Source organism: Flavobacterium limnosediminis JC2902, from assembly GCF_000498535.1.
GTDB lineage: Bacteria > Bacteroidota > Bacteroidia > Flavobacteriales > Flavobacteriaceae > Flavobacterium > Flavobacterium limnosediminis.
Window position 1 is genome coordinate 199,479 of record NZ_AVGG01000019.1, and the last position, 26,115, is coordinate 225,593.

27 protein-coding genes are annotated in these 26,115 nt (G+C 39.3%); 15 read left to right on the forward strand and 12 right to left on the reverse strand.

Annotation, left to right across the window (positions count from 1 at the left end; translation table 11 throughout):
- Positions 1 to 173: 173 nt before the first annotated feature.
- Positions 174 to 686 (reverse strand): 6,7-dimethyl-8-ribityllumazine synthase, encoded by a 513-nt coding sequence (ribH, locus tag FLJC2902T_RS13775; RefSeq protein WP_023580419.1) that lies wholly within the window; start codon positions 684 to 686, stop codon positions 174 to 176.
- Between the two features lie 83 nt (positions 687 to 769).
- Complete coding sequence (locus tag FLJC2902T_RS13780; RefSeq protein WP_023580420.1) at positions 770 to 1,561, reverse strand: tetratricopeptide repeat protein; 792 nt, start codon at positions 1,559 to 1,561, stop codon at positions 770 to 772.
- 134 nt (positions 1,562 to 1,695) lie between these two features.
- Between FLJC2902T_RS13780 and recF the strand changes: the two genes are divergently transcribed.
- From recF to FLJC2902T_RS13815, 7 genes are all read left to right on the forward strand, one after another.
- Positions 1,696 to 2,775: a DNA replication/repair protein RecF gene (recF, locus tag FLJC2902T_RS13785; protein ID WP_023580421.1), complete on the forward strand. Its 1,080-nt coding sequence runs from the start codon at positions 1,696 to 1,698 to the stop codon at positions 2,773 to 2,775.
- Between the two features lie 26 nt (positions 2,776 to 2,801).
- Positions 2,802 to 3,503, forward strand: coding sequence for a thioredoxin domain-containing protein (locus tag FLJC2902T_RS13790; protein WP_023580422.1), 702 nt, complete (start codon positions 2,802 to 2,804; stop codon positions 3,501 to 3,503).
- 137 nt (positions 3,504 to 3,640) lie between these two features.
- Entirely contained in the window at positions 3,641 to 4,654 is a 1,014-nt protein-coding gene (gene murB, locus FLJC2902T_RS13795; RefSeq protein ID WP_023580423.1) for a UDP-N-acetylmuramate dehydrogenase, read from the forward strand.
- Positions 4,655 to 4,834: 180 nt separating this feature from the next.
- Positions 4,835 to 5,452, forward strand: a complete 618-nt coding sequence (locus FLJC2902T_RS13800) for an FMN-binding negative transcriptional regulator (protein ID WP_023580424.1) — start codon at positions 4,835 to 4,837, stop codon at positions 5,450 to 5,452.
- 135 nt (positions 5,453 to 5,587) lie between these two features.
- The gene (locus FLJC2902T_RS13805; protein ID WP_023580425.1) at positions 5,588 to 6,694 is read left to right on the forward strand and encodes a glycosyltransferase; all 1,107 of its coding nucleotides are present in this window, start codon (positions 5,588 to 5,590) and stop codon (positions 6,692 to 6,694) included.
- On the forward strand, positions 6,685 to 7,251 hold the full coding sequence (locus FLJC2902T_RS13810) for an RNA polymerase sigma factor (protein ID WP_051364413.1): 567 nt from the start codon (positions 6,685 to 6,687) through the stop codon (positions 7,249 to 7,251). Before FLJC2902T_RS13805 ends, FLJC2902T_RS13810 begins: the two co-directional genes overlap by 10 nt.
- Positions 7,252 to 7,418: 167 nt before the next feature.
- The gene (locus tag FLJC2902T_RS13815; protein WP_023580427.1) at positions 7,419 to 8,249 is read left to right on the forward strand and encodes an energy transducer TonB; all 831 of its coding nucleotides are present in this window, start codon (positions 7,419 to 7,421) and stop codon (positions 8,247 to 8,249) included.
- A 30-nt stretch (positions 8,250 to 8,279) separates the two neighbouring features.
- Here FLJC2902T_RS13815 and nhaA read toward each other — a convergent pair whose 3' ends face one another.
- On the reverse strand, positions 8,280 to 9,440 hold the full coding sequence (gene nhaA / locus FLJC2902T_RS13820) for a Na+/H+ antiporter NhaA (RefSeq protein ID WP_023580428.1): 1,161 nt from the start codon (positions 9,438 to 9,440) through the stop codon (positions 8,280 to 8,282).
- Positions 9,441 to 9,597: 157 nt separating this feature from the next.
- On the opposite strand from nhaA, the gene lipA reads away from it, so the two are divergent.
- The 3 genes from lipA to FLJC2902T_RS13835 are packed head-to-tail and all read left to right on the forward strand — an operon-like array spanning position 9,598 to position 13,729.
- On the forward strand, positions 9,598 to 10,470 hold the full coding sequence (lipA, locus tag FLJC2902T_RS13825) for a lipoyl synthase (protein ID WP_023580430.1): 873 nt from the start codon (positions 9,598 to 9,600) through the stop codon (positions 10,468 to 10,470).
- 31 nt (positions 10,471 to 10,501) lie between these two features.
- The gene (gene gap / locus FLJC2902T_RS13830; RefSeq protein ID WP_023580431.1) at positions 10,502 to 11,500 is read left to right on the forward strand and encodes a type I glyceraldehyde-3-phosphate dehydrogenase; all 999 of its coding nucleotides are present in this window, start codon (positions 10,502 to 10,504) and stop codon (positions 11,498 to 11,500) included.
- Positions 11,501 to 11,533: 33 nt separating this feature from the next.
- The gene (locus tag FLJC2902T_RS13835) at positions 11,534 to 13,729 is read left to right on the forward strand and encodes a tetratricopeptide repeat-containing hybrid sensor histidine kinase/response regulator (RefSeq protein ID WP_023580432.1); all 2,196 of its coding nucleotides are present in this window, start codon (positions 11,534 to 11,536) and stop codon (positions 13,727 to 13,729) included.
- Here FLJC2902T_RS13835 and FLJC2902T_RS13840 read toward each other — a convergent pair.
- Together FLJC2902T_RS13840 and lpxK are read right to left on the reverse strand one after the other, a co-directional pair.
- Positions 13,716 to 14,528, reverse strand: a complete 813-nt coding sequence (locus tag FLJC2902T_RS13840) for a purine-nucleoside phosphorylase (RefSeq protein ID WP_035678821.1) — start codon at positions 14,526 to 14,528, stop codon at positions 13,716 to 13,718. The two genes, FLJC2902T_RS13835 and FLJC2902T_RS13840, sit on opposite strands and share 14 nt — an antisense overlap.
- A complete protein-coding gene (gene lpxK / locus FLJC2902T_RS13845) occupies positions 14,500 to 15,525 on the reverse strand; it encodes a tetraacyldisaccharide 4'-kinase (RefSeq protein ID WP_023580434.1) in 1,026 nt (341 codons plus the stop codon). Before lpxK ends, FLJC2902T_RS13840 begins: the two co-directional genes overlap by 29 nt.
- 193 nt (positions 15,526 to 15,718) lie before the next feature.
- On the opposite strand from lpxK, the gene FLJC2902T_RS13850 reads away from it, so the two are divergent.
- The 3 genes from FLJC2902T_RS13850 to FLJC2902T_RS13860 are packed head-to-tail and all read left to right on the forward strand — an operon-like array spanning position 15,719 to position 18,506.
- Positions 15,719 to 16,834, forward strand: a complete 1,116-nt coding sequence (locus FLJC2902T_RS13850) for a Nif3-like dinuclear metal center hexameric protein (protein WP_023580435.1) — start codon at positions 15,719 to 15,721, stop codon at positions 16,832 to 16,834.
- A gap of 3 nt (positions 16,835 to 16,837) precedes the next feature.
- The gene (locus FLJC2902T_RS13855) at positions 16,838 to 17,617 is read left to right on the forward strand and encodes a zinc ribbon domain-containing protein (RefSeq protein WP_023580436.1); all 780 of its coding nucleotides are present in this window, start codon (positions 16,838 to 16,840) and stop codon (positions 17,615 to 17,617) included.
- Between the two features lie 34 nt (positions 17,618 to 17,651).
- Complete coding sequence (locus FLJC2902T_RS13860; protein ID WP_023580437.1) at positions 17,652 to 18,506, forward strand: alpha/beta hydrolase; 855 nt, start codon at positions 17,652 to 17,654, stop codon at positions 18,504 to 18,506.
- A gap of 2 nt (positions 18,507 to 18,508) precedes the next feature.
- On the opposite strand, the gene FLJC2902T_RS13865 is transcribed toward FLJC2902T_RS13860, so the two are convergent.
- Positions 18,509 to 20,173 (reverse strand): S8 family peptidase, encoded by a 1,665-nt coding sequence (locus FLJC2902T_RS13865; protein ID WP_023580438.1) that lies wholly within the window; start codon positions 20,171 to 20,173, stop codon positions 18,509 to 18,511.
- Positions 20,174 to 20,266: 93 nt separating this feature from the next.
- Between FLJC2902T_RS13865 and rluF the strand changes: the two genes are divergently transcribed.
- Together rluF and FLJC2902T_RS13875 are read left to right on the forward strand one after the other, a co-directional pair.
- Entirely contained in the window at positions 20,267 to 21,088 is an 822-nt protein-coding gene (gene rluF / locus FLJC2902T_RS13870; RefSeq protein ID WP_023580439.1) for a 23S rRNA pseudouridine(2604) synthase RluF, read from the forward strand.
- Between the two features lie 472 nt (positions 21,089 to 21,560).
- Positions 21,561 to 21,794, forward strand: coding sequence for a helix-turn-helix domain-containing protein (locus tag FLJC2902T_RS13875; RefSeq protein ID WP_023580441.1), 234 nt, complete (start codon positions 21,561 to 21,563; stop codon positions 21,792 to 21,794).
- A 175-nt stretch (positions 21,795 to 21,969) separates the two neighbouring features.
- On the opposite strand, the gene FLJC2902T_RS13880 is transcribed toward FLJC2902T_RS13875, so the two are convergent.
- The 6 genes from FLJC2902T_RS13880 to FLJC2902T_RS13905 form a co-directional block, all read right to left on the reverse strand.
- Positions 21,970 to 22,461: a GNAT family N-acetyltransferase gene (locus FLJC2902T_RS13880; protein WP_023580442.1), complete on the reverse strand. Its 492-nt coding sequence runs from the start codon at positions 22,459 to 22,461 to the stop codon at positions 21,970 to 21,972.
- Positions 22,462 to 23,343, reverse strand: a complete 882-nt coding sequence (locus FLJC2902T_RS13885; protein WP_023580443.1) for a bifunctional 5,10-methylenetetrahydrofolate dehydrogenase/5,10-methenyltetrahydrofolate cyclohydrolase — start codon at positions 23,341 to 23,343, stop codon at positions 22,462 to 22,464.
- Between the two features lie 58 nt (positions 23,344 to 23,401).
- The gene (gene ffh / locus FLJC2902T_RS13890) at positions 23,402 to 24,742 is read right to left on the reverse strand and encodes a signal recognition particle protein (RefSeq protein WP_023580444.1); all 1,341 of its coding nucleotides are present in this window, start codon (positions 24,740 to 24,742) and stop codon (positions 23,402 to 23,404) included.
- Positions 24,743 to 25,049: 307 nt separating this feature from the next.
- Positions 25,050 to 25,517 carry a hypothetical protein gene (locus FLJC2902T_RS13895; RefSeq protein WP_023580445.1) on the reverse strand — a complete coding sequence of 156 codons (468 nt, stop codon included), beginning with the start codon at positions 25,515 to 25,517 and terminating at the stop codon, positions 25,050 to 25,052.
- A 91-nt stretch (positions 25,518 to 25,608) separates the two neighbouring features.
- Positions 25,609 to 25,797, reverse strand: coding sequence for a YgaP family membrane protein (locus FLJC2902T_RS13900; RefSeq protein ID WP_023580446.1), 189 nt, complete (start codon positions 25,795 to 25,797; stop codon positions 25,609 to 25,611).
- A 2-nt stretch (positions 25,798 to 25,799) separates the two neighbouring features.
- Positions 25,800 to 26,099, reverse strand: a complete 300-nt coding sequence (locus FLJC2902T_RS13905) for a hypothetical protein (protein WP_155958917.1) — start codon at positions 26,097 to 26,099, stop codon at positions 25,800 to 25,802.
- Between the last annotated feature and the right edge of the window lie 16 nt (positions 26,100 to 26,115).

The window sequence follows — 26,115 nt, forward strand, 5'->3', positions numbered from 1 at the left end:
ACAACCCTCATTGTTCACAAATTTAAGGAAAAGGAATTTGTTATTCTACTTAATGGAATCATAAAAAACAAAAAAACCTACTCTTTCGAATAGGCTTTCTTTTATCATTTTTTTAGTGTAAATCTTTGACTTTTCACAAACAATCAAAGCCACTGATTACTAATCACTAACGGCTAATTATCACTTATTGTCTGCTGGCTCGTATTTCTACGCAAATCTGCCATTTTGATTGCCGCAATGGCTGCTTCCGTACCTTTGTTTCCGTGAATTCCTCCACTTCGATCAATGGACTGCTGTTCGGTATTATCGGTTAACAGACAGAAAATTACCGGAACATCCGTTTGCACATTCAAATCTTTGATTCCCTGCGTCACACCTTCACATACGAATTCAAAATGCATCGTTTCCCCTTTGATTACGCAGCCGACCGTGATAACACAATCCACTTCCTGCGTAACAATCATTCGTTGCGCTCCATAAACCAGTTCAAAACTCCCCGGAACATTCCATCGGATGATATTTTCCGGTAAAGCACCACAATCTAAAAGCGCCGCTTCAGCTCCGGAATACAAACCTTCAGTGATTTTATCGTTCCATTCTGAAACAACAATCCCAAACCGAAAATCTTTCGCGTTTGGGATTGTGTTTTTATCGTAATTTGATAAATTTTTATTTGCTGTCGCCATAATTTGAATTAGAAGTTAGTCCCGATAGCTATCGGGATTAGAAGTTAGAAAAAAGAAACTGAATTCTAAATTCTGCCTTCAATTTACTCAACCATTGCAATCATTGCGTCAATAGAAGCACCTTCCTGGGAAGTTTCGTACTTTTCTTTAATCTGAGTAAAGAATTTCAACGCTTCTTCTTTTTTACCCATCTCCAAAGCCAATTGACCTGCTTTGTACAAATATCTTGGTGTGGTAAAATCATTCACATTAGCATCAGCTGCTTTCTGGTATTGGCTTAACGCATCTTCTTTCTGACCCAATTCAGAGAAAGCATCTCCGATAGCTCCGATAGCAATCGCTTTTAAGAACATATCTTCCGATTTGAACTGCTCCAATTGCGTAACCGCTTCTTTGAATTTACCAGTATTTAAATATGCCATACCTGCATAATAATGCGCAAGGTTAGCCGCTTTGGTACCAGAGTAGTTATCTGCAATTCCGATGAAACCTAATTTTCCTTCAGCACCTTTTAATGCAAGGTTATATAAAGAATCATTAGCCGTCTGACCGTCTACTGCCTGTTGGAAATATTGTTGCGCCTGGAACATTTCGTTCGCTGCATCTTCTTCTTTCGGCTCTACAACAAATTTGTCATAAACAAGATAAACTGCAGCTGCCAAACCAATCGCACCTACAACTCCGAAAATATATTTTTGATTTTTAGCAACCCAGTCCTCAAGTTTGTTAGCACTTTGATCCAAAGTATTGAATACCTCTGCCGTCGCGCTGTCTTCCTCTTTAATGTTGTCTAATACATCAACGTCAACTTGATTTTCAACCGCTTCGTCTTTTGGTTTTGGAGCTTTATACCCTCTTTTGTTATATGTTGCCATCTATTTTTAATTTAATGAACGGCAAAAATAAAATTTTTATTCATATATGGAAATCCTTTTTGTCGATATTTTTCAATAATTTGCACCCACTTTAAAAAAATGATTTAATTTCTCTGAAATAATTCGGATTTCACGTGTATCTAAAGCGACTTTCCCTTTTTAATTATAAGAATATTGCCGAAGCCACTTTTGACTTCGATGCAAAAATTAATTGTTTCGTGGGGAAAAACGGCATCGGAAAAACGAATGTTCTGGATGCCATTTATCATTTGGCTTACGGAAAAAGCTATTTCAATCCGCTGGCTGTACAGAATATCCGTCACGGAGAAGAGTTTTTTGTGGTCGACGGCGTTTTCGAAAAAGACCAACGCGAGGAACAAATTGTGTGCAGCCTCAAAAAAGGTCAGAAAAAAATCCTGAAACGCAACAACAAACCTTACGAACGCCTTTCGGAGCATGTCGGTTTTATTCCGCTGGTGATTATTTCCCCTTCCGATCAGGATCTTATAATAGAAGGAAGCGAAACCCGCAGAAGGTTTATCGACAGTGTGATTTCGCAGCTCGACAGCGTTTATCTTCAGCAATTGATTCAGTATCAGAAAATCATCGCACAACGCAATGCTTTACTGAAATATTTCGCGGCAAATCAGACTTTCGAAAACGACACACTTTCCATCTATAACGAACAATTAGACGGTTTAGGCACCTCGATTTTCGAGAAAAGAAAACAGTTTTTAGAGGATTTTATTCCGATTTTCAATCAACATCATCAGGCGATAACCAACTCGGCAGAAACGGTTCAGGTTGTGTATCAGAGTCAACTTTCCGAAAAACCGTTATTAAAACTGTTTGAAGAAAATCTGGCAAAAGACCGAATTCTGCAATACACAAGCGTTGGCATCCATAAAGACGATTTGTCGTTTGAAATAGATACGTACCCGATAAAGAAATTCGGTTCCCAAGGTCAACAGAAATCATTTCTGATCGCACTGAAACTGGCGCAATTCGAATTCATAAAAAAACAGAGCGGCGTTTTGCCTATATTATTATTCGACGACATTTTCGATAAACTGGATGAAACCCGGGTTAGCAAAATCGTAGAAATGGTCAACAATGAGGCATTCGGACAGTTATTCATTTCCGACACCCATCCGGAACGTACTGAAGACATAGTTAAATCGACACACCAATCTTATAAACTATTTAATTTGTAATTTTGCATAATAAATACCACAGTAAAATGAAAACACTAAAAATTTTAGGAATACTTACAATCGCTTTATTTATCAGCAACTGCAGCAAAGGTCAGAATATGGAGACTGTTTCTGTCAGTGATTTCGAGTCGAAATTAAAAGCTACGGAAAATGCGCAATTGCTCGATGTAAGAACAACCGGTGAATATACACAAGGCCATTTGGACAATGCCAAAAACATCGACTGGAACGGAGACTCCTTTGAAACCGAAGTCCAAAAACTGGACAAATCAAAACCGGTTTTCGTTTACTGTTTAGTTGGTGGTAGAAGCAATAAAGCAGCAATAAAACTTACAAAAATGGGATTCAAAACCGTTTACAACATGGACGGCGGTTATATGAAATGGAGCGAAGCACATCCAAATACAGAAAAGAAAGCCGACTCCGGAATGAACAAAACCGATTATGAAAAACTGATCGCTTCGGATAAAGTGGTCGTAATCGATTTTTATGCAGAATGGTGCGGTCCTTGTAAAAAAATGGGGCCTTATCTGGCTAAAATGGAAAAAGAATACGAAGGCAAAGCCAAAATAGTTCGCGTGGATGCCGACAAAAACAAAGCTCTTTTTAACGGATTGGGCTATCAGGAACTTCCTGTAGTTATCGTTTTTAAAGACGGAAAAGAAGTTTGGAAGAAAAACGGATTTGTATCGGAAGCCGAATTAAAAGCGCAACTTCCAAAAAAATAAACATTTCAGGCACAAATCACACAAATTAGTACCAATTAATTTGTGTGAATTTGTGGAACTCGTGGCAAAAATAAAATTTCTCAAAAGCATAATAACACACATTTTGAGATCACTAATCAAACGCATAACATAAGTCAATGCAGATAGAACACCATTTTTCACTAAAAAAATACAACACATTCGGCATCGAAGCCAAAGCAAAATCGTTTGTTGAAGTTACCAATACAAATGAATTAGCGCAAATCCTGAAAGAAAACCAAAACGAAAAACTGTTCATTCTGGGTGGCGGAAGCAATATGCTCTTAACAAAGGACATAGACGCTTTGGTGGTTCACATCAATCTGAAAGGCAAAAAAATCCTAAAAGAAGACGATGATTTTGTTTGGGTTCAGGGCAATGCCGGTGAAAACTGGCATGAATTCGTATTATGGAATCTTGAACAGAATTTCGGCGGTATTGAAAACATGTCGTTGATTCCGGGAAATGTAGGCACTACTCCCATTCAGAATATTGGCGCGTATGGAGCCGAAATTAAAGACACTTTTGTTTCCTGCGAAGCCATGCGAATTGATACTCAGGAAATTGAAATTTTCACCAATGCCGAGTGCAAATTCGGATACAGAGAGAGTATTTTCAAAAACGAAGCGAAAAACCAGTATGTTATCACTTCTGTAGTTTTCAAACTGACCAAAAAAAACCATAAAATTAACACATCTTATGGTGCCATTGATATGGAATTGGCCAAACACAACATTGCAAATCCTACCATTAAGGAAGTCAGCAATGCCGTGATTGCCATCCGCCAGAGCAAACTACCGGACCCGAAAGAACTCGGCAACAGCGGCAGTTTCTTCAAAAACCCGATTGTACCCAAAGAAGTTTACGAAAAAGCACACGTCCAATTTCCGGACATGCCACATTATACAGTTGGCGAAAACGAAGTTAAAGTCCCTGCGGGCTGGCTGATTGAACAGGCCGGTTTTAAAGGAAAACGTTTTGGCGATGCCGGCGTTCACACTTTACAAGCCTTAGTTTTAGTCAACTACGGAAACGCAACAGGTCAGGAAATTTTGAATGTTTCCAAAGACATCCAGAAAACGATTTTGGAGAAATACGGAATTTCGATTGAAGCGGAAGTGAATATAATATAGTCGCTAGTGGTTAGTATTCTGTCGCAATTTGCAGAAGGCAGAGGGCCGATTACAGAAAGCAGTAATTTTTTAATTTCACTTAAAGCACAACTTCTAACCCCAAACTTCTATTTTCTATTTTCTTTTCTCCATTTTCTATTTTCCTAACGACTAACAACTAATCACTAATTACTTCTCCAAATGTACATTCCGGAACTATACAAAAACGAAAACGCCGAAGAAATCAGAAACTTTTTAAAAAGCAACAGTTTCGGCATTCTGGTAAATCAAACCGAAGGAAAACTTTGGGGAACCCACATTCCGCTGGAACTGGAAACCAATACACAGGGCAAAGAAGTCTTGTTCGGACATGTTTCCAAAGAAAACCCACAATGGAAAGCTTTCAAAAACAGCAATGACGTTTTGGCTATCTTTTCGGGTCCTCACAGCTATATTTCTTCTTCCTGGTACGATCACGAGAATGTCCCTACGTGGAATTACATCGCGGTTCATGTGTATGGAAAAACGAGAATCATTGAAGGAGATGAAATGCTTTTCGCACTGAAAAAACTGGTCGACAAATACGAAGCCGCTTCCAAAAATCCGGTTAAAATTGAAAACCTGTCTGCTGAAACCATGAAACAAACAGAAGGATTCGTGGCTTTTGAAATTGAGATTACAGAAATACAGGCCGTTACAAAACTTTCTCAAAACCGCGATGATAAAAACCATTCCGCTATTATTTCGGAACTGGAAAAATGCCCTCATCAGAACGCACACGACATCGCCCGCGAAATGACAAAACAGCGAAAACAATAAACCGTATCTGATAAAGAATATTCTGAATTCCGGCAACGGTAAAATATTCTTAAAAAACACTAAACACTAATTACTGTTTACTGAACACTTTTTCCTAAATTTGCAACTCAAATTTAACACCGATTCGGATTATCCATGCTGCTAATTTTACTTTACGTTTTCATCGGAATCATTGCCATTCAACTTTTTTATTACCTGATTATTTTTGGAAAATTTGCGTTTGCCAAAGCCCAAAAAGTCACTCCGAAGCGCATTCCGGTTTCGGTAATTGTCTGTGCAAAAAATGAAGAGGAAAATGTTAAAAAGTTCATCCCGCTTTTAGCCGAACAGAATTATCCCGATTACGAAATCGTCTTAATTGACGATGCCTCCAGCGACGACACTCTGGAAATTTTTGAAGCCTTCGAGCGACAATATTCCAATGTAAAGCTGGTTAAAGTACAAAACAACGAAGCGTTTTGGGGGAACAAGAAATTCGCATTAACATTGGGAATCAAAGCCGCTTCCAAAGAATATTTACTGTTCACGGATGCTGATTGTTATCCCACTTCCAAAGACTGGATTTTGAACATGAGCGCACAATTCACCATGCATAAAACCATTGTTTTGGGATATGGTGCTTATGAAAAAATTAAAGGTTCCTTCCTTAACAAAATCATCCGTTTTGAAACCATGCTTACCGCGACCCAATATTTTTCATGGGCAAAAATGGGAAAACCGTACATGGGTGTCGGACGAAATTTAGCCTACAAACGCGAAGAATTTTTCAGAGTAAATGGTTTTATCGACCATATGAATGTGCGTTCCGGAGACGATGATCTGTTTATCAATCAGGCTGCTAAAGGGAGTAACACAACCGTTTGTTTCACTCCGGACAGTTTTACACTATCCGAACCGAAACAAACCTGGAAAGAGTGGTTCCGTCAAAAACGCCGCCATGTTTCGACTGCTAAACTATATAAGGGTTTCGACAAATTCCAACTGACATTATACTATTTCAGTCAATTAACCTTTCTGATCTTAGCCGTACTGTTACTTGCTTTTCAGTTCCAATGGATGATTGTGGGGGGATTGGTTGTTTTCAGATATATTTTCGCCTGGATTACTTTAGGCTATGCTGCCGGAAAATTCAAAGAGAAAGACGTGATGTACTGGTTTCCGGTAATCGAAATTATCCTTATCTTCACACAGCTAAACGTTTTCATAACTAATTTAGTTTCAAAACCTAACCATTGGAAATAACAACTGAAATCATACGAAATACTATTGAAAAGGCTAAAACGGGCGACCAGGTAGCCTTTACTTTTTTATTGGATTTTTACTGGAATGAGGTATACGGATTCATGCTGAAACGCACCGAAAACGAAACCGACACCGAAGACATCACCATCGAAACCTTTGCAAAAGCTTTTGACAAAATCGCCACGTACAATCCGGAATTCGGGTTTAACACCTGGCTGATTGCCATTGCTAAGAATGTTCATATTGACATGCTTCGCAAGAAAAAATCGTCTTTATTTGTCGACTTTAATAACGAAGAAGACAGTCAGGCCTATGATATAGCCGACACGACTCCCAGCGTGGAAGACGAAATCATTAAGGAGCAAAACCTCGCCCGCTTACTTTTGTTCATAAAAGAACTGAAACCGGCATACCAGGAAGTGATACAATTGCGTTATTTTCAGGAAATGAGTTATCAGGAAATCGCCGAAGAACTGAACGAACCTCTGAATAACGTAAAAATAAAACTTTTGCGCGCTAAGAAACTTTTGGCTGAAATTATTCAGCAAAAACGCTGATTCACTGACTTAAATTCAGCAAAACCACTATCAACAAACATTGCATCAAACACAAGTGTTAATAAAAAAATATTTTTGTATTTTTTTTAACACTTTAAATACTATGACTGCATAGTTTTCGTTATTAAATAAAACAAACCATTTATTTAACCTCAAAACTATTTAGTATGTCTAAAATCAACATTTACGAAACCGGTTGGCTAAACATGGTTTTCGAAGGACGAAACAAAGCCTACGGCGCTTATCAGCTAAGAACTGAAAATCCAAAAACAACGGTAAAAGCTTTTTTCTCTGCCTTATTACTATTGGGTGGCGCGGCAGCAATCCCGGCAATAATAGGTTATCTGCAACCGGAAAAAGAGACCGCAGAAGTCATCTCGTGCCCAATCGACGAGGAAATCATACTAGTAGATGCGGATGCTTTTAAAAAAGAAGAACCGAAAAAAGAGGACTTCGGGCCTTCAGTTTCAAAACCGTTAACGGATGAAAAAGTAATCAAATATGTTAACATGGTTCCAACCGAAAAAGAAAAGGCAACCGAAGAGGTTACCAGAAACGAAGATTTAGAGAAAGGAAAAATCGGCTCTGCAAACCAGGAAGGAACAGAAACCAACAGCAACACCTCTGTTCCTCCCCCTGTTGTAAATACTGGTGGCAGCGGAAATGCTAATTCAAACGCACCAGAAATTGCGGCCACACTTGAATTTCAACCGCAATATCCCGGAGGAATAGGTGCATTTTTAAATGCAGTCGGCAAAAAATTCAACGCTCCGGAAGTGGATGAAAACATTAAAACACTTCAGGTGATGGTTTATTTCGTAATCGAAAAAGACGGAACGTTGTCAAACATCAAGGTAACCAGAGATCCGGGCTATAATCTTGGGAAAGAAGCCGCAAGAGTATTAAAAAGCATGAACACAAAATGGTCACCGGGTTACAAAAACGGACAGCCGGTACGAACCGCTTACAACCTACCTATTACGGTGAACATTCAGTAAAAAAGCAAAACTTCGGTTTTGCTTTTTTATTTACAATTCATCCTCAACAACTTCAACATCCTTAAGTGTTTTACTGAGAAAAACATAGCCGATAATTCCGGCCACCAAAGACGAAATCATGATCGCAATTTTGGAAATCGTAATATCCTCCGGTTGTGATTTAAACGCTAAAAGTGTAATAAATATCGACATGGTAAAACCAATGCCGGCCATAAAACCCGTTGCAAAAATATGTTTCCATTTCAAGCCTCTCGGCAATTTACAAAGACCGAAAGTTACCACCAGAAAACAAAACAACAAAATACCAAGAGGTTTTCCGACAACCAGACCCAAGAAAACACCAATGCTGTTCTCGTGTTTCAATCCTTCCATCCAATCATCCCCAATCAGAATCGCGGTATTGGCCAAAGCAAAAACAGGTAGGATAAAAAACGCCACCGGCTTGTGAAGGAAATGCTGCATTTTAGATGAAATCGTTTTCTCACTTCCGTCTCCAAATGGAATTACGAATGCCAACAGAACGCCTGAAATGGTCGCATGAATTCCCGAGTTCAACATAAAATACCACATCCCTATTCCACCAATAACATAAGGAATCCAACTGCTCACTTTCATTCGGTTAAAAATAAACAATACGCCCATGATTGCCAGAGCAATACCCAAATTAAACAACGAAAGGTTGTCGGTATAAAAAAGTGCGATGACTAAAATTGCACCCAAATCGTCTATAACCGCCAAAGCAGTTAAAAAAACTTTTAAAGAAGTAGGCACCCGACTTCCCAACAAAGACAAGACACCCAAAGCAAAGGCTATATCGGTTGCCATCGGGATCCCGGCACCGGATTGGGTTGGTGTCCCGTGGTTAAACATCAGGTAAATTCCGGCCGGAACCAACATCCCTCCTACCGCAGCAACTATAGGAAATAGTGCGTTTTTGATATTTGACAATTCACCAATATAAACTTCACGCTCCAGTTCCAATCCAATCAGTAAAAAGAAAATAGTCATGAGTCCGTCGTTAATCCAATGTTCCAGTGAATGTTCACCAATCGGAAAATACCAAATTCCTTCATAACTCTCCCGGAACGCCGAATTAGCAAGAAACAATGACAAGGCGGTACAAATTATCAAAACAATCCCGGAAGATTTTTCACTTTCAAAAAAATCAGTAAACAGCTTGGAAGTTTTCATTCTATTTTGGCTTTTAAATACGTTTTTGCTAAAATAACACTTTTTATCCGGATGGGAAAAGCGGCAGAAGCCATTATCATATACCCTATTAAAAATGCGTTAAACCAATCGTCAGATTAACAACAATGCTTATCTTTGCACCAAATCTGATGAGACTATGAACACGGTTTTAGAATCCAACATACTTCCGACAGGAAAACCAAAATGGTTACGCGTAAAACTGCCTACCGGTAAGAAATACACAGAATTACGAGGATTGGTTGACAAATATAAACTGAATACCATCTGTACTTCGGGGAGTTGTCCTAATATGGGTGAATGCTGGGGAGACGGAACTGCTACCTTTATGATTCTTGGGAATGTCTGTACGCGTTCATGTGGCTTTTGCGGTGTAAAAACCGGAAGACCGGAAACAGTGGATTGGGATGAACCTGAAAAAGTGGCCCGTTCCATCAAAATCATGAACATTAAACACGCGGTAGTAACCAGTGTTGATCGTGACGATATTAAAGATATGGGTTCCATCATTTGGGCGGAAACGGTAAAAGCCATCCGAAGAATGAATCCGGAAACCACTCTGGAAACCCTGATACCCGATTTTCAAGGTGTGGAAAGAAACATCGACCGAATCGTGGAAGTGAGTCCGGAGGTAGTCTCCCACAATATGGAAACCGTTCGCCGTTTAACCCGCGAGGTGCGCATCCAGGCTAAATACGACAGAAGTTTGGCGGTTTTAAAATATCTGAAAGATCAGGGTATCCGCAGAACCAAATCCGGCATCATGCTTGGTCTTGGAGAAACCGAAGAAGAAGTGATTCAGACCCTGCACGATTTACGTGATGCCAATGTGGATATCGTAACCATCGGTCAGTATTTACAACCCAGCAAAAAACATTTGCCGGTTAAGGAATTCATCACACCGGAACAATTTGCAAAATACGAGCAGATCGGAAAAGAATTAGGTTTCCGTCATGTGGAAAGCGGTGCTTTGGTTCGTTCTTCATACCACGCTCAAAAACATATTCTTTAGAATTACGAATTAAAAATTACAAATTACGAATTTGAAAACACGAATTGCCATCAATGGTTTTGGAAGAATCGGAAGAAATCTATTCCGATTGCTTTTAAATCACCCCACGATTGAAGTGGTTGCCATTAATGACATTGCCGATATAAAAACGATGGCGCATTTACTGAAATACGATAGTATTCACGGAGTGTTGCCCCATACCGTCACTTCCGACGAAACTTCAATCCTTGTAAACGGAAAATCTTTTTTATTTCACAGTGAAAAGGAAATCTCAAACCTTAACTGGAAGGATTCCGACATTGACTTTGTAGTTGAAGCCACAGGAAAATACAAGACTTACGAAGACATCAGCAAACACATTGCTGCGGGTGCAAAAAAAGTAATTCTCTCTGCTCCTTCGGAAACCGACGCCATAAAAACAGTTGTTTTAGGCGTAAACGAACACATTTTGGACGGAACAGAATTAATTGTTTCCAATGCAAGCTGCACCACTAATAACGCAGCGCCAATGATTAAAGTTATCGAGGAACTATGCGGCATCGAACAGGCTTACATCACAACGGTTCATTCCTATACAACCGATCAGAGTTTGCACGACCAGCCTCATAAAGATTTGCGAAGAGCCCGTGGCGCCTCACAATCCATCGTACCTACCACCACCGGAGCAGCTAAAGCCATTACAAAAATCTTTCCTCATCTGGAAGGCAAAATGGGCGGATGCGGCATCAGGGTTCCGGTACCGGACGGTTCTTTAACCGACATCACCTTCAATGTAAAAAGAGAAGTTTCCATAGCCGAAATTAACAATGCTTTTAAAAAAGCTTCTGAAAACGAGCTCAAAAACATCCTTGATTACACTGAAGACCCTATTGTTTCAGTGGATATTTTAGGCAATACCAATTCCTGCCTCTTCGACGCTCAGCTCACATCCGTGATTGATAAAATGGTGAAAGTTGTCGGATGGTACGACAATGAGATTGGCTATTCTTCTCGAATAATTGACCTTATCGGTTTTTTATCTAAGAAATAATTTCCTATATTTATGCGAATTTCAAGCATAATCATGAAGCATCTATACGTTTTACTCTTCTTATTATCAGCAAAAATCAGTTGTTTTTCGCAAGAGAAAAATGAGACCGTTACCGTTGACAGTGTTTCATATTACCTGGAAGTTTCCAATTTCCACAAAAGCAGTTTCGATTACGATAAAGCGCTCACGTATGCCCGAAAAGCAAAACAGTATGCCACTAAAAAGAAACTTCAGAAAGAATTGGCAGACAGCCATCTTAGCATTGGCAGTATCTACGGCGAATTGGACAGACAGGACGAAGCTATCGAAAATTATATCCGAAGCATAACCATCTATAACAATTTAACCCCGTCATCAAACAGTGCATTCTGCTACTACAGTCTGGGACAAAGTTATCTGAAAAAAAACAATTTAAATCTTGCGGAAAACTATCTGAACAAGTCGATGGCAGAATATAAAACTGTAAATATTCCGGAAGCTCTCGATTTAATTGAACTTCAAAAAGGTATCGTCCAAAAAAGAAAAGGAAATACTGAAGGCGCTTTAAAAAAATTCAGATCAATCGCAACTAAAAACGATATCGAAACTCTTCCCGAAACCAAGGCAGAAGCCTATTTTGAATTAGCGGAAATCGAAGCAGAAAAAGACCCACAATCTGCCATTGCAAATCTGGAAAAAGCATACACGATTTCCATTGAAGGCTATAATACAAACCAGAAACTACGCATACTAAGACGATTAAGCGAGATGTTTGAAACCACTAAAAACATCAGCAAATCTCACTTCTATTTAAAAAAGTTTATCGTCATCCGCGATTCCATTTTTAATATCCGGACAAAAACAGCCAATGTACCCGCTTACGAAAGATACATCGCAACGGAGCAATTAAAAACCATTGACAAAACAAATCGCGAGAACAAAGCACAGGAAAAATCGATTAAATTCTCAAAGTTAATCAGTATCCTGAGTATTGCTTTAATCTCCATTTTATCCCTTTTGAGTCTTTCGCTTTACAAAAACAATATTATCCGAACAAAAACAAATCAGCTCCTGAAAGACAAAAATCAGGAACTTGAGACCGAGAAAGAAAGAGCGGAAAAAGCGTCGAAGGCCCGTGCTGAATTCCTTTCCACGGTAAGCCACGAATTGCGAACCCCATTGAACGCCATCAACGGTATTACGCATATATTAATTGAAGACAACCCGAAACCCAGTCAGATGAATTACCTGAATTCACTGAAATTTTCAGGAAATTATCTTTTAACCTTCATCAACGACATACTTGAAATCAATCGTGTGGAATCTGACGTGGTTGAAGTGGAAAGTATCGACTTTGATTTAAGGGATCTGCTTGAAAATATCGTAGGGTCTTTCTCTGAAATCGCCAATAAAAACAAAACGGTTTACCATCTCGAAATTGACGAAAAAATACCGTCCACTTTAATCGGTGATCCGACAAAATTATCACAGATTTTAATCAATCTGATCAACAACGCCATTAAGTTTACAACAAACGGAAATGTTTGGGTTTCAGCGGTGGTTAAAAAGGAAAAAGCAAATTCTGTCAGGATTCATTTTGAAGTACGCGATACCGGAATCGGAATTCCCAAAGAACGTATTGACACAATTTTCGACAGCTTCACACAAGGTTCCGTGGAAATCAACCGAAAATACGGCGGCACCGGCCTTGGACTTGCAATCGTTAAAAGATTAGTAACCTTATTGGGCGGCAAAATAAAACTGGACAGCGAAGAAGGCAAAGGTTCCCGATTCCATTTTGAGATAGCACTCCGCATAAGCGAGAAGAAAATAGACAAAAAAATCGCTCCTGTTTATGATAACAAATGGCTGGAAGACAAAAAAATCCTTTTGGTTGAAGACAATAAAATCAATCAGATGATCACACAAAAGATGCTGGAAAGAAAGAAAATGCATTGCCATATCATCGAAAACGGAGAGGACGCAGTCGAACACATGCGTCAGAACACCTACGATTTGGTTTTGATGGACGTTCATCTTCCCGGCATTAACGGAACAATAGCGACGGAACTGATCCGAAAATTCAACCAGGACACACCTATAGTTGCTCTTACAGCTATTTCATTGGATGAAAACAAGGAAATGCTACTCTCTTTCGGAATGAATGATGTGATCACAAAACCGTTTGATCCCGAGAAATTCTATGAGGTTATCGCAACCACCATCCATCAAAATATCAATACTGAATAATCAGGTTTTTAATTAGGGTTCTGACTTTGGGCTCTGCTTCTTTGGCGGCTTCCAGAACTTCAGTATGCGTGATTGTCCCGATACTCTCTTCGTCACCCATATCGGTAATCACCGAAACACCGAATGTTTCCAGTTCCATATGACGAGCTACGATAACTTCCGGAACCGTTGACATCCCGACACAGTCACAGCCCAAGGCTTTTACCATTCTGTATTCGGCCAGAGTTTCAAATGTTGGCCCTTGCAATCCGAGATAAACCCCTTCCTGCAAAACAATATTTAATGACTGCGCTATTTCTTTTGCCTTAACAATCATTCTCCTGCTGTACGGCTCGCTCATGTTTACGAAACGGGGCCCAAAACGCTCGTCATTTTTCCCGCGAAGCGGATGTTCCGGCATCATGTTCACGTGATCCTTTATAACAACAATGGATCCAACCTTATAATTCGGATTTACCCCTCCGGAAGCATTCGACACAATGAGTTTTTCAATCCCTAAAAATTTCATCACACGAACGGGAAACGTTACCTGCTTCATATCATATCCTTCATAAAAATGAAAACGACCCTGCATGGCAACCACCTTTTTTCCTTCGATGGTTCCGAAAACCAAAGCGCCTTTATGCCCTTCCACAGTGGAAACAGGGAAATTCGGGATTTCCTCATAAGGTAAAGTATACTCAATTTCCATATCGGAAGTAAATCCACCCAAACCCGAGCCTAAAATAACACCATATTCCGGTGTAAAACCCGTTGCTGCTTTTATGAAACTAACGGTTTCCTGTACTTGTTCCCACATAATTCAAAATTATTTTATCAAAAACGGCACTGTCATTCAGAAACGAACTTTTTATAGGCAAATAAAACAACTGCTCCTTTGGCAATTTCCCTTTCAAACGGACAAAATCCTTTTCGGTTGTAATGATGATGTTGTTTTTTGCTTTTGTTTTAATCGCTTCGATATCCCGTTGTGTAAAGTCGTGATGGTCCGGAAAAACCAAAGTTTCGGTTTTTGCATCCTGCAGATACTCAAAAAAAGGTTCAGGTTTTGCAATTCCGGCCAGAAGCAATTTATCGGCTCCCGCTAATTCTTCCATCAGGAGTTGCTTCTCTTCCGAATAAACACAACCGTCATATTCAATACAGGTAAAAAACACCTGCTGGTGCTTCGCTGGTTTCAGTCGGAATTTAATTGCATCCTGTTGCTTCGCGGATAACTGCGGCGGACATTTAGTAACCACGATAACATCGGCACGATCAGCCCCACTCCTGCTTTCCCTTAGATTTCCGGCAGGTAGTATCAAATCATCACAATACAAATCATTATAAGCCGTCAGCAGGATGTAAAAACCCGCTTTTACCTTCCGGTGCTGAAAAGCGTCGTCCAGTAAAATAACCTCCGGCGCATTGTCTTGTGAAAGCAACTGCGTTATTCCATTTATCCTGTTCGCGTCTACTGCCACCTGAATAGATGGGAATTTCTGATAAAACTGATACGGTTCATCACCCAGAATCCCGGCATCGGAAGTCGCATCGGCCAAAACAAAACCTTCCGATTTTCGTTTGTAACCACGGCTTAGCGTCGAAATTTTATGGTTTTCAGACAATAATCGGATTAAATACTCAATCTGGGGTGTTTTACCTGTTCCGCCAACACTCAAATTACCAACAGCAATAACCGGCAGATCAAACGCAACCGATTTCAGAATTCCTTTATCAAACAAAATATTGCGAACGGAAGTTACAAAGCCATACAAAACAGCAAACGGAAAGAGTATTTTACGAAGAAAATTCATAATACGAATGTAGCTATTTTTTAGCTTTTTGAGAAAAGTTCTTACTAAATTCGTTACTTTGTAATGGTGATGTGGATTTGTGGATTTGGTTATTTGATATCTAAACAATCTAAGAAAGTCTAACCATCTAAGAAAATCCAAAAATCTAAGAAGTCTAAAAATCTAAGAAAGTCCAACAATCTAACAATCAAATATGCAGATAAAAGAAATCCTTTCCGTTTTAGAAGAAATGGCGCCTTTGGCTTATGCCGAAGATTTTGACAATGTCGGCCTATTGGTTGGCGATGCTAATACCGAAGCCACCGGTGTTTTGGTTTGTCACGATGCCCTGGAATCGGTTATTGACGAAGCCGTTTCAAAGAAATGCAATCTGATCGTTTGCTTCCATCCTATTTTATTTTCGGGACTGAAGAAAATCACCGGGAAAAATTATGTGGAGCGCGCTGTCATCAAAGCGATTAAAAACGACATTGCCATTTATGCCGTTCACACCGCACTGGACAACCATAAACAAGGTGTCAACAAAATTTTTTGCAATGCCTTGGGCTTAATCAACACCAAAATCCTGATTCCGAAACAAAATTTCATTCAGAAACTGGTCACCTATACCATCCCAGAAAACGTAGAAGAACTGCGCAATGCGTTGTTTGATGCCGGAGCGGGGAAAATAGGTAATTATGAAGACTGTAGTTTCAATTCGAAAGGCATCGGAACCTACATGGGCAACGAAGAAAGCAATCCCGAAATTGGCGAGCGCTTCGAATTTGTGGAAAATGAAGAGATTAAAATTGAAGTTATTTTTGAAAAACATTTACAGTCAAAAATTCTGAAAGCTCTTTTTACGACTCATGTTTACGAAGAAGTTGCCTATGAAATTTATGATTTACAAAACGCGCATCAGAATATCGGATTGGGTATGATTGGCGAATTACCTCAAGAGATGAATGAGACCGATTTTCTCAAATTCGTAAAAGAAAAAATAGATTGCGGTGGCATTCGTCACAGTCAGTTTTTAAATAAATCAATAAAAAAAGTGGCTGTTTTAGGTGGTTCAGGAAGTTTTGCCATAAAAAACGCCATTGCTTCCGGAGCCGATGCTTTTCTTACGGCCGATTTAAAATACCATCAGTTTTATGAAGCCGAAAATAAACTATTATTAGCCGATATCGGACATTTTGAAAGTGAAAGGTTTACAAAAAACCATATAGTTGACTATCTTACGAAAAAAATTAGTAATTTTGCACCTTCGTCGCCTTTTGGCGGGATCATTTTATCGCAAGAAAATACAAATCCAGTTAAGTACTTTTAAAATATGGCAAACATCAAAGAACTAAGTGTAGAAGAAAAATTAAGAGCTCTTTATGATTTACAGCTAATCGATTCAAGAATCGATGAAATCAGAAATGTTAGAGGTGAACTACCTTTAGAAGTGGAAGATTTAGAAGATGAAGTAGCAGGATTAAGCACTCGTTTAGATAAATTAAAAGGTGATTTAGATACTATCGAAGAGCAAATCAAAGAAAAGAAAAATGCTATCGAAGGTCATAAAGAATCGATCAAAAAATATTCGAACCAACAAAAAGAAGTTCGTAACAACAGAGAATTCAACGCTTTAACAAAAGAAGTTGAGTTTCAGGAACTGGAAATTCAATTAGCTGAGAAGCACATTAAAGAAATGAAAGCTTCCATCGAGCACAAAAAAGTGGTTTTAGGTGAAACTAAAGAAAAATTAGACGCGAAACAAAACCATTTAAAGCACAAAAAAGCAGAATTAAGCGCTATCATGTCAGAAACTGAAAAAGAAGAAAACTTCTTATCAGGTAAGTCAGATGAGTTCCGCGGACAAATCGAAGAGCGTTTATTAGGTGCTTACGACAGAATCCGTACAAGCGTTAGAAACGGCTTAGCAGTTGTATCTATAGAGCGTGGTGCTTCTGCAGGATCGTTTTTTACGATTCCGCCGCAAACGCAAATGGAAATTGCTTCCAGAAAGAAAATCATCACCGATGAGCACAGTGGAAGAATTTTAGTAGACAGCGCTTTGGCTGACGAAGAAAAAGACAAAATTCAGCAATTATTTGCTAAATTATAAGTAACTTAAAGCTTCCAAACGGAAGCTTTTTTTTATGGAACTCATCAACAAAATAGCATATTTCACTTTAACAAAATCCATCGGGTTATACATTAACCTGGTGAGTTATATTTTTCCGAAAAAAGCAGCCCGGTTAGCATACAAATTCTTCACGCAGCCTCGGGAGGGTAAATTACTCCCAAATGCCATTCCTGATATTTTGAAAGAAGCCGAACAGGAAGTACTCTTTCACGAGGAAAACAGTATTCAAACTTATACATGGAAAGGCAACGAAACCAAAATTTTACTGGTTCACGGATGGGAAAGCAATGCTTCACGATGGGAACAGTTTATCAATTACTTCCGGAAATCGAAAAGCACGATCATTGCATTGGACGGCCCGGGTCAGGGACTTTCGAGCGGAGTTGAGTTTAACATTCCGCAATACGCAAAACATGTTAATGCATTGGTGGAAAGATTCCAGCCACAATTTATCATCGGACATTCGATGGGAGGTGCTGCCTGCTTGTATTATCAATTCAAATACAACAATCCCATTTTAGAGAAAATGGTCATTTTAGGAGCTCCGAGCGAGTTTGAAATTCTATTGAACAATTACAAAAGAACCATCAGTCTCAATGAAAAAACCTTTCAGTTGCTGACCGAGAAGTTTACGGAACGCTTCAAAATTTCTCCTTCTGAATTTTCGGGAAAAAAATTCGCCTCAACTTTCAACCTAAAAGGATTGATAGCACACGATATTGATGACGATGTGGTTGCTTTTAACGAAGGGAAAGAAATTGCCAAAGCATGGAAATCGGCTAAATTCATTGAAACTAAAGGATTGGGACACAGTTTACACGACGAAAATTTGTATCAGAAAATCAACAATTTCCTGTTTGAGGAATAGTATCAGCGCTTAATGATTTTTTGGGTATGGGTTCTTTTTCCGCTGGTTACCTTCACAAAATAGATCCCCTGAGAAAGTTTTTCAGCAGAATACTCGTTATATCCCGACACCACTGTTTGTTCCATAACTTTTTGCCCTAAAGCCGTATACACTTCTAACCTGGAATTGGCATCAACCGATTGCGGAATTATAACCTTCAAATGATCAGACACCGGATTGGGAAATACCGTAAAAGCCACATCTTCATTTTCGGACACACTCAAATTCTGATTGATTTGCAAAATGGCAGCCTGCATGTTAGGTAGCGGTCCTATATTTCCTGCGACTCCTGTTCCTTGCGGAATCCCGGTAGTCTGCAATAATTGGCGCATCGCTGTCGGACTCATATAATTTCCGGTAAGACTGTGATAATAAGACTGCAGCACAACCACACAGGAAGCCACTATCGGTGTGGCCGAACTCGTTCCTGAAAAATTGGTGTAACCCTGATTAAAATCACCTCCAATCATCACCAAATTACCTGTTCCGCACGCGCGAACGTTAACACCCCACCCCTGAACATCCACACGGGAACCATAGGTACTGTACGACAATCGGTTGTGCAAAAGGTTATCAGAACCGGCACCGACTATAATAGCCCCCGAGTTTCCTCTTGCCATATAAGATGCATAATAAGCCGAATCAAGATTCTGATTTCCGTTAGCGGCCGCTTCCACAATAAGAATTCCAGCATCGGTAGCGGCTTTGGTCAGATCCCAAATCGGATTATCAAATTCGGCCGGAACATAATTATTGCTTTGGCCGTATGCCTGCATCTCATAAACAATCACATCACCCCCTGGCTGAGAATTGGCAATAGCCTGAGTAACTGCATTTACCCTGTTATATCCGCTTTGTTGCCATTCGGGAAACAATATCATCTCCGTCGCACCATAAGCCATTCCGGAAATTCCGTACGCTCCCTTATCCGCATACATGATCCCGAAAACTGATGTTCCGTGTTCTGTGTACGAAGGTGTGGCACTGGTGGAAATGTTCATTCCTGTGGCAATAAAAGCATTTTTATCTACTAATTCTTCGTGATTTTTATTAAACCCATACTCGACATCACGAATCCGGATTCCGGTTCCGATCTGACCTAATCCCCAGGCATAACGCATGTTCACTCCCGGATTGGCATCCAGATATGTCTGATTCGCTTCATAGTCTGGTGTTACCGGAGCAATATCATTAGGAGGCGGAATCGGCTGTAAAGGCATTAAACTGCAATAAATAACCTCATCAAGTTCCTCAAGACGCGTTGCCAACTCAAATAATCGCTCATTGGAAGGATTGTCCGCTACAATCTTAAGAATATTCCGCAATCGCAAAACCGACTTCCCATCGTGACCGTTTTGTAAAGCCGATTTATAAAGCAGTTCTGTTTTTTCATCAGAAATGGCAATTCCTTTCTGAAAACGAATACCGAATTCGTCTGCCAGTCGCTCAATCCCATCAATTTGCAAAAGTACTTTCAGATAATCTTCATCCTCAAGCACAACGGATTCGGAAAAAGAGACATAAAGCTCGTGCTGATGGGTATCGGGAGCCAGATGAAATTCGCCTTTTCTGTTTTGAGCAAAAAGGGACATGCTGAAAAATATAAGCAGGAGTAGTGTTTTTTTCAATCTGATAGTAAATTTGAATTTCAAAGATATAAAAAAGATAATCCATTATAATTCAAAGAATGCTAGTATTTAAATAAGTGTTATTTTTGCAGCATGGAAGAAAACAAAACACGTATCAACAAATTCCTTTCGGAAACTGGTTATTGCTCCAGAAGAGAAGCCGACAAACTACTGGAAGAAGGGCGCATTACCATCAATGGAACCGTTCCGGAAATGGGAACAAAAGTGTCGCCTGAGGACGAAATCCGCGTAGACGGAAAACTGATCCGTGAAAAAACTTCCAAACCGGTTTATTTGGCGTTCAACAAACCCGTGGGCATTGAATGTACCACTAATCAAAGCGTAAAAAACAATATTGTTGATTATATCAATTACCCTAAACGTATTTTCCCAATCGGACGATTGGACAAAGCCAGTGAAGGGTTAATTTTCATGACCGATGACGGCGATATCGTGAACAAAATCCTCCGGGCACGTAACAACCACGAAAAAGAATACGTAGTAACGGTAAACAAACCTATAGTTGATCGATTTATTCAACGCATGGGAAATGGTGTTCCGATCCTGGATACCGTTACCAAAAAATGTAAAGTGGAACAAATCAGCAAGTTTGTATTCCGTATTGTACTGACACAAGGATTGAACAGACAAATCCGTCGTATGTGTGAATATTTAGGCTATGAGGTAACTTCTCTGAAACGCACCCGAATCATTAACATTTCTCTGGATGTGCCAATAGGTCGTTACCGTGAATTGAGCGATGCCGAGATTCTGGAACTGAACCAGCTCATCGAACCTTCCAGCAAAACAGAAGAAGCAAGTTTACCGAAGGTTGAAACCAAAAGACCGGTGCAACGCGAGGTCAGAAAGAAGTACCCTCCAAGAAACAACAACCGGAATTCGAACAGAGAGTAAATTCTCATCAATAAATTGTTCTGTAATTTAAGGGACACAAAAAACAATTACTGAAAAGGTTATGACTATGCTCATAACCTTTTTTCTTTATTCTCAAAACTTATCTTATTACTCAGAACTTTTTTAGATATAATATTTTCTGACAAAATAAACAACCAGCAATAACACTGCTTAATCCTGGAGTCAATTCCCCATATTTTAAAAAATAAAACTGTAAAATCCTGATTTCCTGCAAAAAAAATACATGACTGAAAGAAATAACTTTCATTGATATGCGACGCTACAAAGAAGCTTATTGCGCTTTTCACAAAAAAATAACAAAAAAAAATCAGATTTCAAAAATACCGATAAAATAATAATAACACCGGTTATTCATTTTGTGAAAAAAAGTTAACATATTTTCAAATATTAGAAATTTTAACAAAATACATGCAATTGACACTGATATGTGTCCGTATAGTTTATAAAAAATATGCAATTTTATAACATGATAGAAAATGAGCAACAGGAAATTGTAAAAACGATAGGTGAAAAAATTAGAGAAAAGCGATTGCAACTGAACCTATCACAGGAAAGTGTATCAAATGAGGCCGCTATTCCCAGAAATCAGGTTGGCAGGATTGAACGTGGCGAAATCAATACTTCCATTACTACTCTTGGCAAAATTTGTAAGGTCTTAAAAATTGAACTCAGAGAATTATTTTAGCAAAAAAACTATTTATCAGCATCAATACAGCTGAAACACACCGGCAAATCTTTTCACCAAAACCGGCGCTAAAAATGTGGTCGGTTTAATAACATAAGTATATAAGTGATCAAAAATGTAATAAAAACATAAACTGCAGACAAAAAAACCAAGACTTTCATCTTGGTTTTTTTATTTATAAAGGTTTTTCCATAACAAAATCTTCCATGAGATACCCCCTACCGATTTCGATATCTTCTTCATGTACAATTACAAAACCCAGGCGTTTATAGAATTCCTGAGCACTGTTATAACGGTTCACGTTCAGAAACAAATGCGAATTTCCGTCATTTAAAGCTGCTTTTTCCACTTCCGATAAAAGCAGTTTCCCTAATCCTTTACCCTGAGTTTCCGGCAATACATAAATTTTGTGTAACTTGGTTTTTCCGGTGTTGTTGCAATTTATCTCGTATGATGCAAAACCATAATAAACATCATTTTCTTCCGCTAATAAAAAAACATGCCCCTTCTCCATTTGCTCTTCCAAAGCGGGAATGGCATAAAAATTCTCCAGCATATAATCCAACTGTGCCTCAGAGAGAATTTCCTCATAGGCTTCCGGCCAGATCTTATAAGCTAAATCCCTGACAATGTGAAGTTGGTCTTTATCCGCGTGAAGTACCTGCATTTATTTTGCCATTTTTTGTTCTCTGGCCAATAAGGTATTTTTCATCAGCATTGCGATGGTCATCGGTCCTACCCCACCAGGAACAGGCGTGATGAACGATGCTTTTTTGCTTACATTTTCAAAATCAACGTCACCGGTGATTACATAACCTTTCGGATTGGTTTCATCAGCTACACGCGTAATTCCCACATCGATTACCACTACATCGTCTTTTACCATTTCGGCTTTCAGATAATTTGGCACCCCTAAAGCGGTAATGATAATATCGGCCTGAGATGTAATTTGCGTAATATTTTTAGTGTGACTGTGCGTTAGAGTAACCGTTGAATTTCCAGGGAATCCTTTACGGCCCATCAAAATACTCATCGGACGGCCTACAATATGGCTTCTCCCAATAACAACAGTGTGTTTTCCGGCAGTATCCACATTATAACGCTCCAACAATTCTAAAATTCCGAATGGTGTTGCAGGAATGAACGTACTCATATCCAACGCCATTTTACCGAAATTCTCAGGGTGAAAACCATCTACATCTTTACTTGGACAAACAGCCATAAGCACTTTCTGCTCATCAATCTGATCCGGCAACGGTAACTGAACGATAAATCCATCGATATTGTCATCCTCATTCAGTTCCTTGATTTTTCTAAGCAATTCGGTTTCCGAAGTAGTGCTCGGCATTTTAACCAATGTCGATTCAAAGCCAACACGCTCACACGCCTTCACTTTACTCCCAACATACGTTAAACTTGCACCGTCATTACCCACGATGATAGCCGCCAAATGAGGCACTTTCTCACCTTTGTCTTTCATTTTCTGAACTTCGGCAGCAATTTCTACCTTAATATCTTCTGCAGTCTTTTTTCCGTCTAGTAGTTGCATTTTATATCTGTTGTATTAGTATTAAAAAAAGAAGACGCGATTACTCACGTCTTTATATTTAAGGCCTCATTCCTTTCATTCCGCCCATCATTCGCATTAGGTTTTTACCTCCTGCTCCCTGCATCATCTTCATCATTTTGCTCATCTGGTCAAACTGTTTCAACAATTGATTAACCTGCTGAATATCGGTTCCGGAACCTTTGGCAATTCTTGTTTTACGTTTTGCATCCAAAAGTGCCGGTTTGGTTCTTTCTGCCGGTGTCATCGAATGAATAATCGCTTCAATATGTTTGAAAGCATCGTCTTCAATTTCAACATCTTTCAACGCTTTTCCGGCACCAGGTATCATCCCTACAAGGTCTTTCATGTTACCCATTTTTTTCACCTGTTGGATTTGCGTTAAGAAATCGTCGAAACCGAATTCGTTTTTCGCAATTTTCTTCTGTAATTTACGCGCCTCTTCCTCGTCGTATTGCTCCTGAGCTCTTTCCACTAAGGAAACAACGTCCCCCATTCCGAGAATACGTTCTGCCATACGTGCAGGGTAGAAAACGTCAATCGCTTCCATTTTCTCTCCTGTACCGATGAACTTAATCGGTTTATCTACCACAGATTTGATTGAAATCGCAGCTCCACCACGGGTATCACCGTCTAATTTCGTTAATACAACTCCGTCAAAATTTAATCGATCATTAAATGCTTTTGCGGTATTCACGGCATCCTGACCTGTCATGGAATCCACTACGAATAAGGTTTCCTGAGGTTGAATCGCTTTGTGAACGTTTGCAATTTCGGTCATCATCTCCTCGTCTACTGCCAAACGACCGGCTGTATCGACAATTACGACATTGTAACCGTTTGCTTTTGCATGTTTGATTGCATTTTCAGCAATGGAAACCGCGTTTTTATTTTCGGGTTCTGAATATACTTCAACACCAATCTGATCTCCAACTACATGCAACTGATTGATAGCGGCCGGACGGTAAATATCACAGGCCACCAAAAGCGGTTTTTTCCCTTTTTTGGTTTTAAGGAAATTCGCCAACTTCCCGGAGAAAGTGGTTTTACCCGAACCTTGCAAACCGGACATCAAAATCACAGAAGGATTCCCCGATAAGTTAACTCCGGCCACATCACCACCCATCAATTCGGTCAACTCGTCTTTTACAAGTTTCACCATCAACTGACCCGGCTGTAACGTCGTTAATACGTCCTGACCAATGGCTTTGTCTTTTACACGTGAGGTAAAATCTTTGGCAATCTTAAAGTTAACGTCGGCATCAAGTAAAGCACGCCGTACTTCTTTCAAAGTATCCGCAACGTTCACTTCGGTAATTTTTCCGTGCCCTTTTAATATATGGAAGGCTTTGTCGAGTTTATCGCTTAAATTATCAAACATGATAGTTTTTGTTTAATGAGGTGCAAAGATAATATAAAGTCACAAAGTCGCAAAGTGACAGAGGTGCAAAGTTTTAACTTTGAGGTAATAAAAAACCAATCAGAAGCTTTTCGTTTGGACACAAACACAAATCTGAAACGCCAATGGCTCTAATTAAATAGGTTTCCATTTCTTTAAATTTCAATGTATGAAGTAATCAAACACAGATTTCACAGATTCACACAAATTAATCTGTGAAAATCTGTGAAATCTGTGTTTTAAACAACCTTTAAAATGACATCCCAACAATCATCAAAGAGGAACGATTTTAATTCTTCTCAAAAGTCAGGAAATCGGTTCCGCCTCCGCCCCCGCTAACATCTGTTAGGCGTATCTTAGTGGCCGTATTCTCCAATACTTCCCAGTCGTCTGTTAACTCTTCGAAGTCTGGCGGAGCAGTAAAACCTACATTAAAATGAACATCTTCCGGACTATCGTCGCTGCTGTTACTGTCGGTTACCGACCAAGTTCCTGTATACGTATTAGCCCCATTAGTCGCCGTTAACACATTACCGGATCCGAATGTAAAATTGTAGCCGGTAAAATGCGAGGTTTCATCCGTATCGGTATCGTAGAAATAAGTAATTCGCCAGGTTCCTGATGAAACCGCATTTTTTATATCCTGAATGGTCTGGCTATTGTTTGATGACGAATTGCTGCTGTCATCATCACTCGAACAACCAAAACCAACCATAAGCAGAACAACTGCTATCGAAAGCTGCATTATTTTTTTCATGATGTTGATTTTTAATTACTTGCATAAATATACTGCTTTTTCCAAAAAGACAGCACATAAAAAAACCGCCTTTCGACGGTTATTTTCTGATTTAATCCTGAATTTTAAAAACTTTGCGGAGAATATCTTCCATCAGACACCATTGAGTGAACGACGACTGAAGGAGATTCAATGCTACAAATCCTGTGAACCACAACCAATTCTGATTGATATAAACAGCCAACAACACACTGATAAGTATAAATGTCCCTGCTATGGCTCTGATAATTCTGTTTATCATAATTATATAATTTTATCTAAGTTAACTACTACGGCATGAATCGCATTTTTGGTGGGCTGCTCCTCATTGAACGAACCGGCATGTTGAAGAAACCCTTCAACTTTTGATTCTTCGGTAAAAACATGAAACAGGACCGATTCACATTCGCTTTTATCATTGGCAAACCAATTATCTTTTACGGACAGACCGGAACAATCTTTAAATCCGTTAACTTCCTGATAGGTATAACTGTGGATTTCAGCTTCCTTCAAAAACAATTTGATGTTGTCTTCAAAAGCCTTTACGGCGGTTATCATCATCATTTTCATATATGTATAA

Coding starts and splice junctions, on each gene's coding strand:
- ribH (WP_023580419.1), bottom strand. CDS start 686: ATGGCGACAGCAAATAAAAATTTATCAAATTACGATAAAAACACAATC.
- FLJC2902T_RS13780 (WP_023580420.1), bottom strand. CDS start 1,561: ATGGCAACATATAACAAAAGAGGGTATAAAGCTCCAAAACCAAAAGAC.
- FLJC2902T_RS13790 (WP_023580422.1), top strand. CDS start 2,802: ATGAAAACACTAAAAATTTTAGGAATACTTACAATCGCTTTATTTATC.
- murB (WP_023580423.1), top strand. CDS start 3,641: ATGCAGATAGAACACCATTTTTCACTAAAAAAATACAACACATTCGGC.
- FLJC2902T_RS13800 (WP_023580424.1), top strand. CDS start 4,835: ATGTACATTCCGGAACTATACAAAAACGAAAACGCCGAAGAAATCAGA.
- FLJC2902T_RS13805 (WP_023580425.1), top strand. CDS start 5,588: ATGCTGCTAATTTTACTTTACGTTTTCATCGGAATCATTGCCATTCAA.
- FLJC2902T_RS13815 (WP_023580427.1), top strand. CDS start 7,419: ATGTCTAAAATCAACATTTACGAAACCGGTTGGCTAAACATGGTTTTC.
- nhaA (WP_023580428.1), bottom strand. CDS start 9,440: ATGAAAACTTCCAAGCTGTTTACTGATTTTTTTGAAAGTGAAAAATCT.
- lipA (WP_023580430.1), top strand. CDS start 9,598: ATGAACACGGTTTTAGAATCCAACATACTTCCGACAGGAAAACCAAAA.
- FLJC2902T_RS13835 (WP_023580432.1), top strand. CDS start 11,534: ATGAAGCATCTATACGTTTTACTCTTCTTATTATCAGCAAAAATCAGT.
- FLJC2902T_RS13840 (WP_035678821.1), bottom strand. CDS start 14,528: ATGTGGGAACAAGTACAGGAAACCGTTAGTTTCATAAAAGCAGCAACG.
- lpxK (WP_023580434.1), bottom strand. CDS start 15,525: ATGAATTTTCTTCGTAAAATACTCTTTCCGTTTGCTGTTTTGTATGGC.
- FLJC2902T_RS13850 (WP_023580435.1), top strand. CDS start 15,719: ATGCAGATAAAAGAAATCCTTTCCGTTTTAGAAGAAATGGCGCCTTTG.
- FLJC2902T_RS13855 (WP_023580436.1), top strand. CDS start 16,838: ATGGCAAACATCAAAGAACTAAGTGTAGAAGAAAAATTAAGAGCTCTT.
- FLJC2902T_RS13860 (WP_023580437.1), top strand. CDS start 17,652: ATGGAACTCATCAACAAAATAGCATATTTCACTTTAACAAAATCCATC.
- rluF (WP_023580439.1), top strand. CDS start 20,267: ATGGAAGAAAACAAAACACGTATCAACAAATTCCTTTCGGAAACTGGT.
- FLJC2902T_RS13875 (WP_023580441.1), top strand. CDS start 21,561: ATGCAATTTTATAACATGATAGAAAATGAGCAACAGGAAATTGTAAAA.
- FLJC2902T_RS13880 (WP_023580442.1), bottom strand. CDS start 22,461: ATGCAGGTACTTCACGCGGATAAAGACCAACTTCACATTGTCAGGGAT.
- FLJC2902T_RS13885 (WP_023580443.1), bottom strand. CDS start 23,343: ATGCAACTACTAGACGGAAAAAAGACTGCAGAAGATATTAAGGTAGAA.
- ffh (WP_023580444.1), bottom strand. CDS start 24,742: ATGTTTGATAATTTAAGCGATAAACTCGACAAAGCCTTCCATATATTA.
- FLJC2902T_RS13895 (WP_023580445.1), bottom strand. CDS start 25,517: ATGAAAAAAATAATGCAGCTTTCGATAGCAGTTGTTCTGCTTATGGTT.
- FLJC2902T_RS13900 (WP_023580446.1), bottom strand. CDS start 25,797: ATGATAAACAGAATTATCAGAGCCATAGCAGGGACATTTATACTTATC.
- FLJC2902T_RS13905 (WP_155958917.1), bottom strand. CDS start 26,099: ATGATGATGATAACCGCCGTAAAGGCTTTTGAAGACAACATCAAATTG.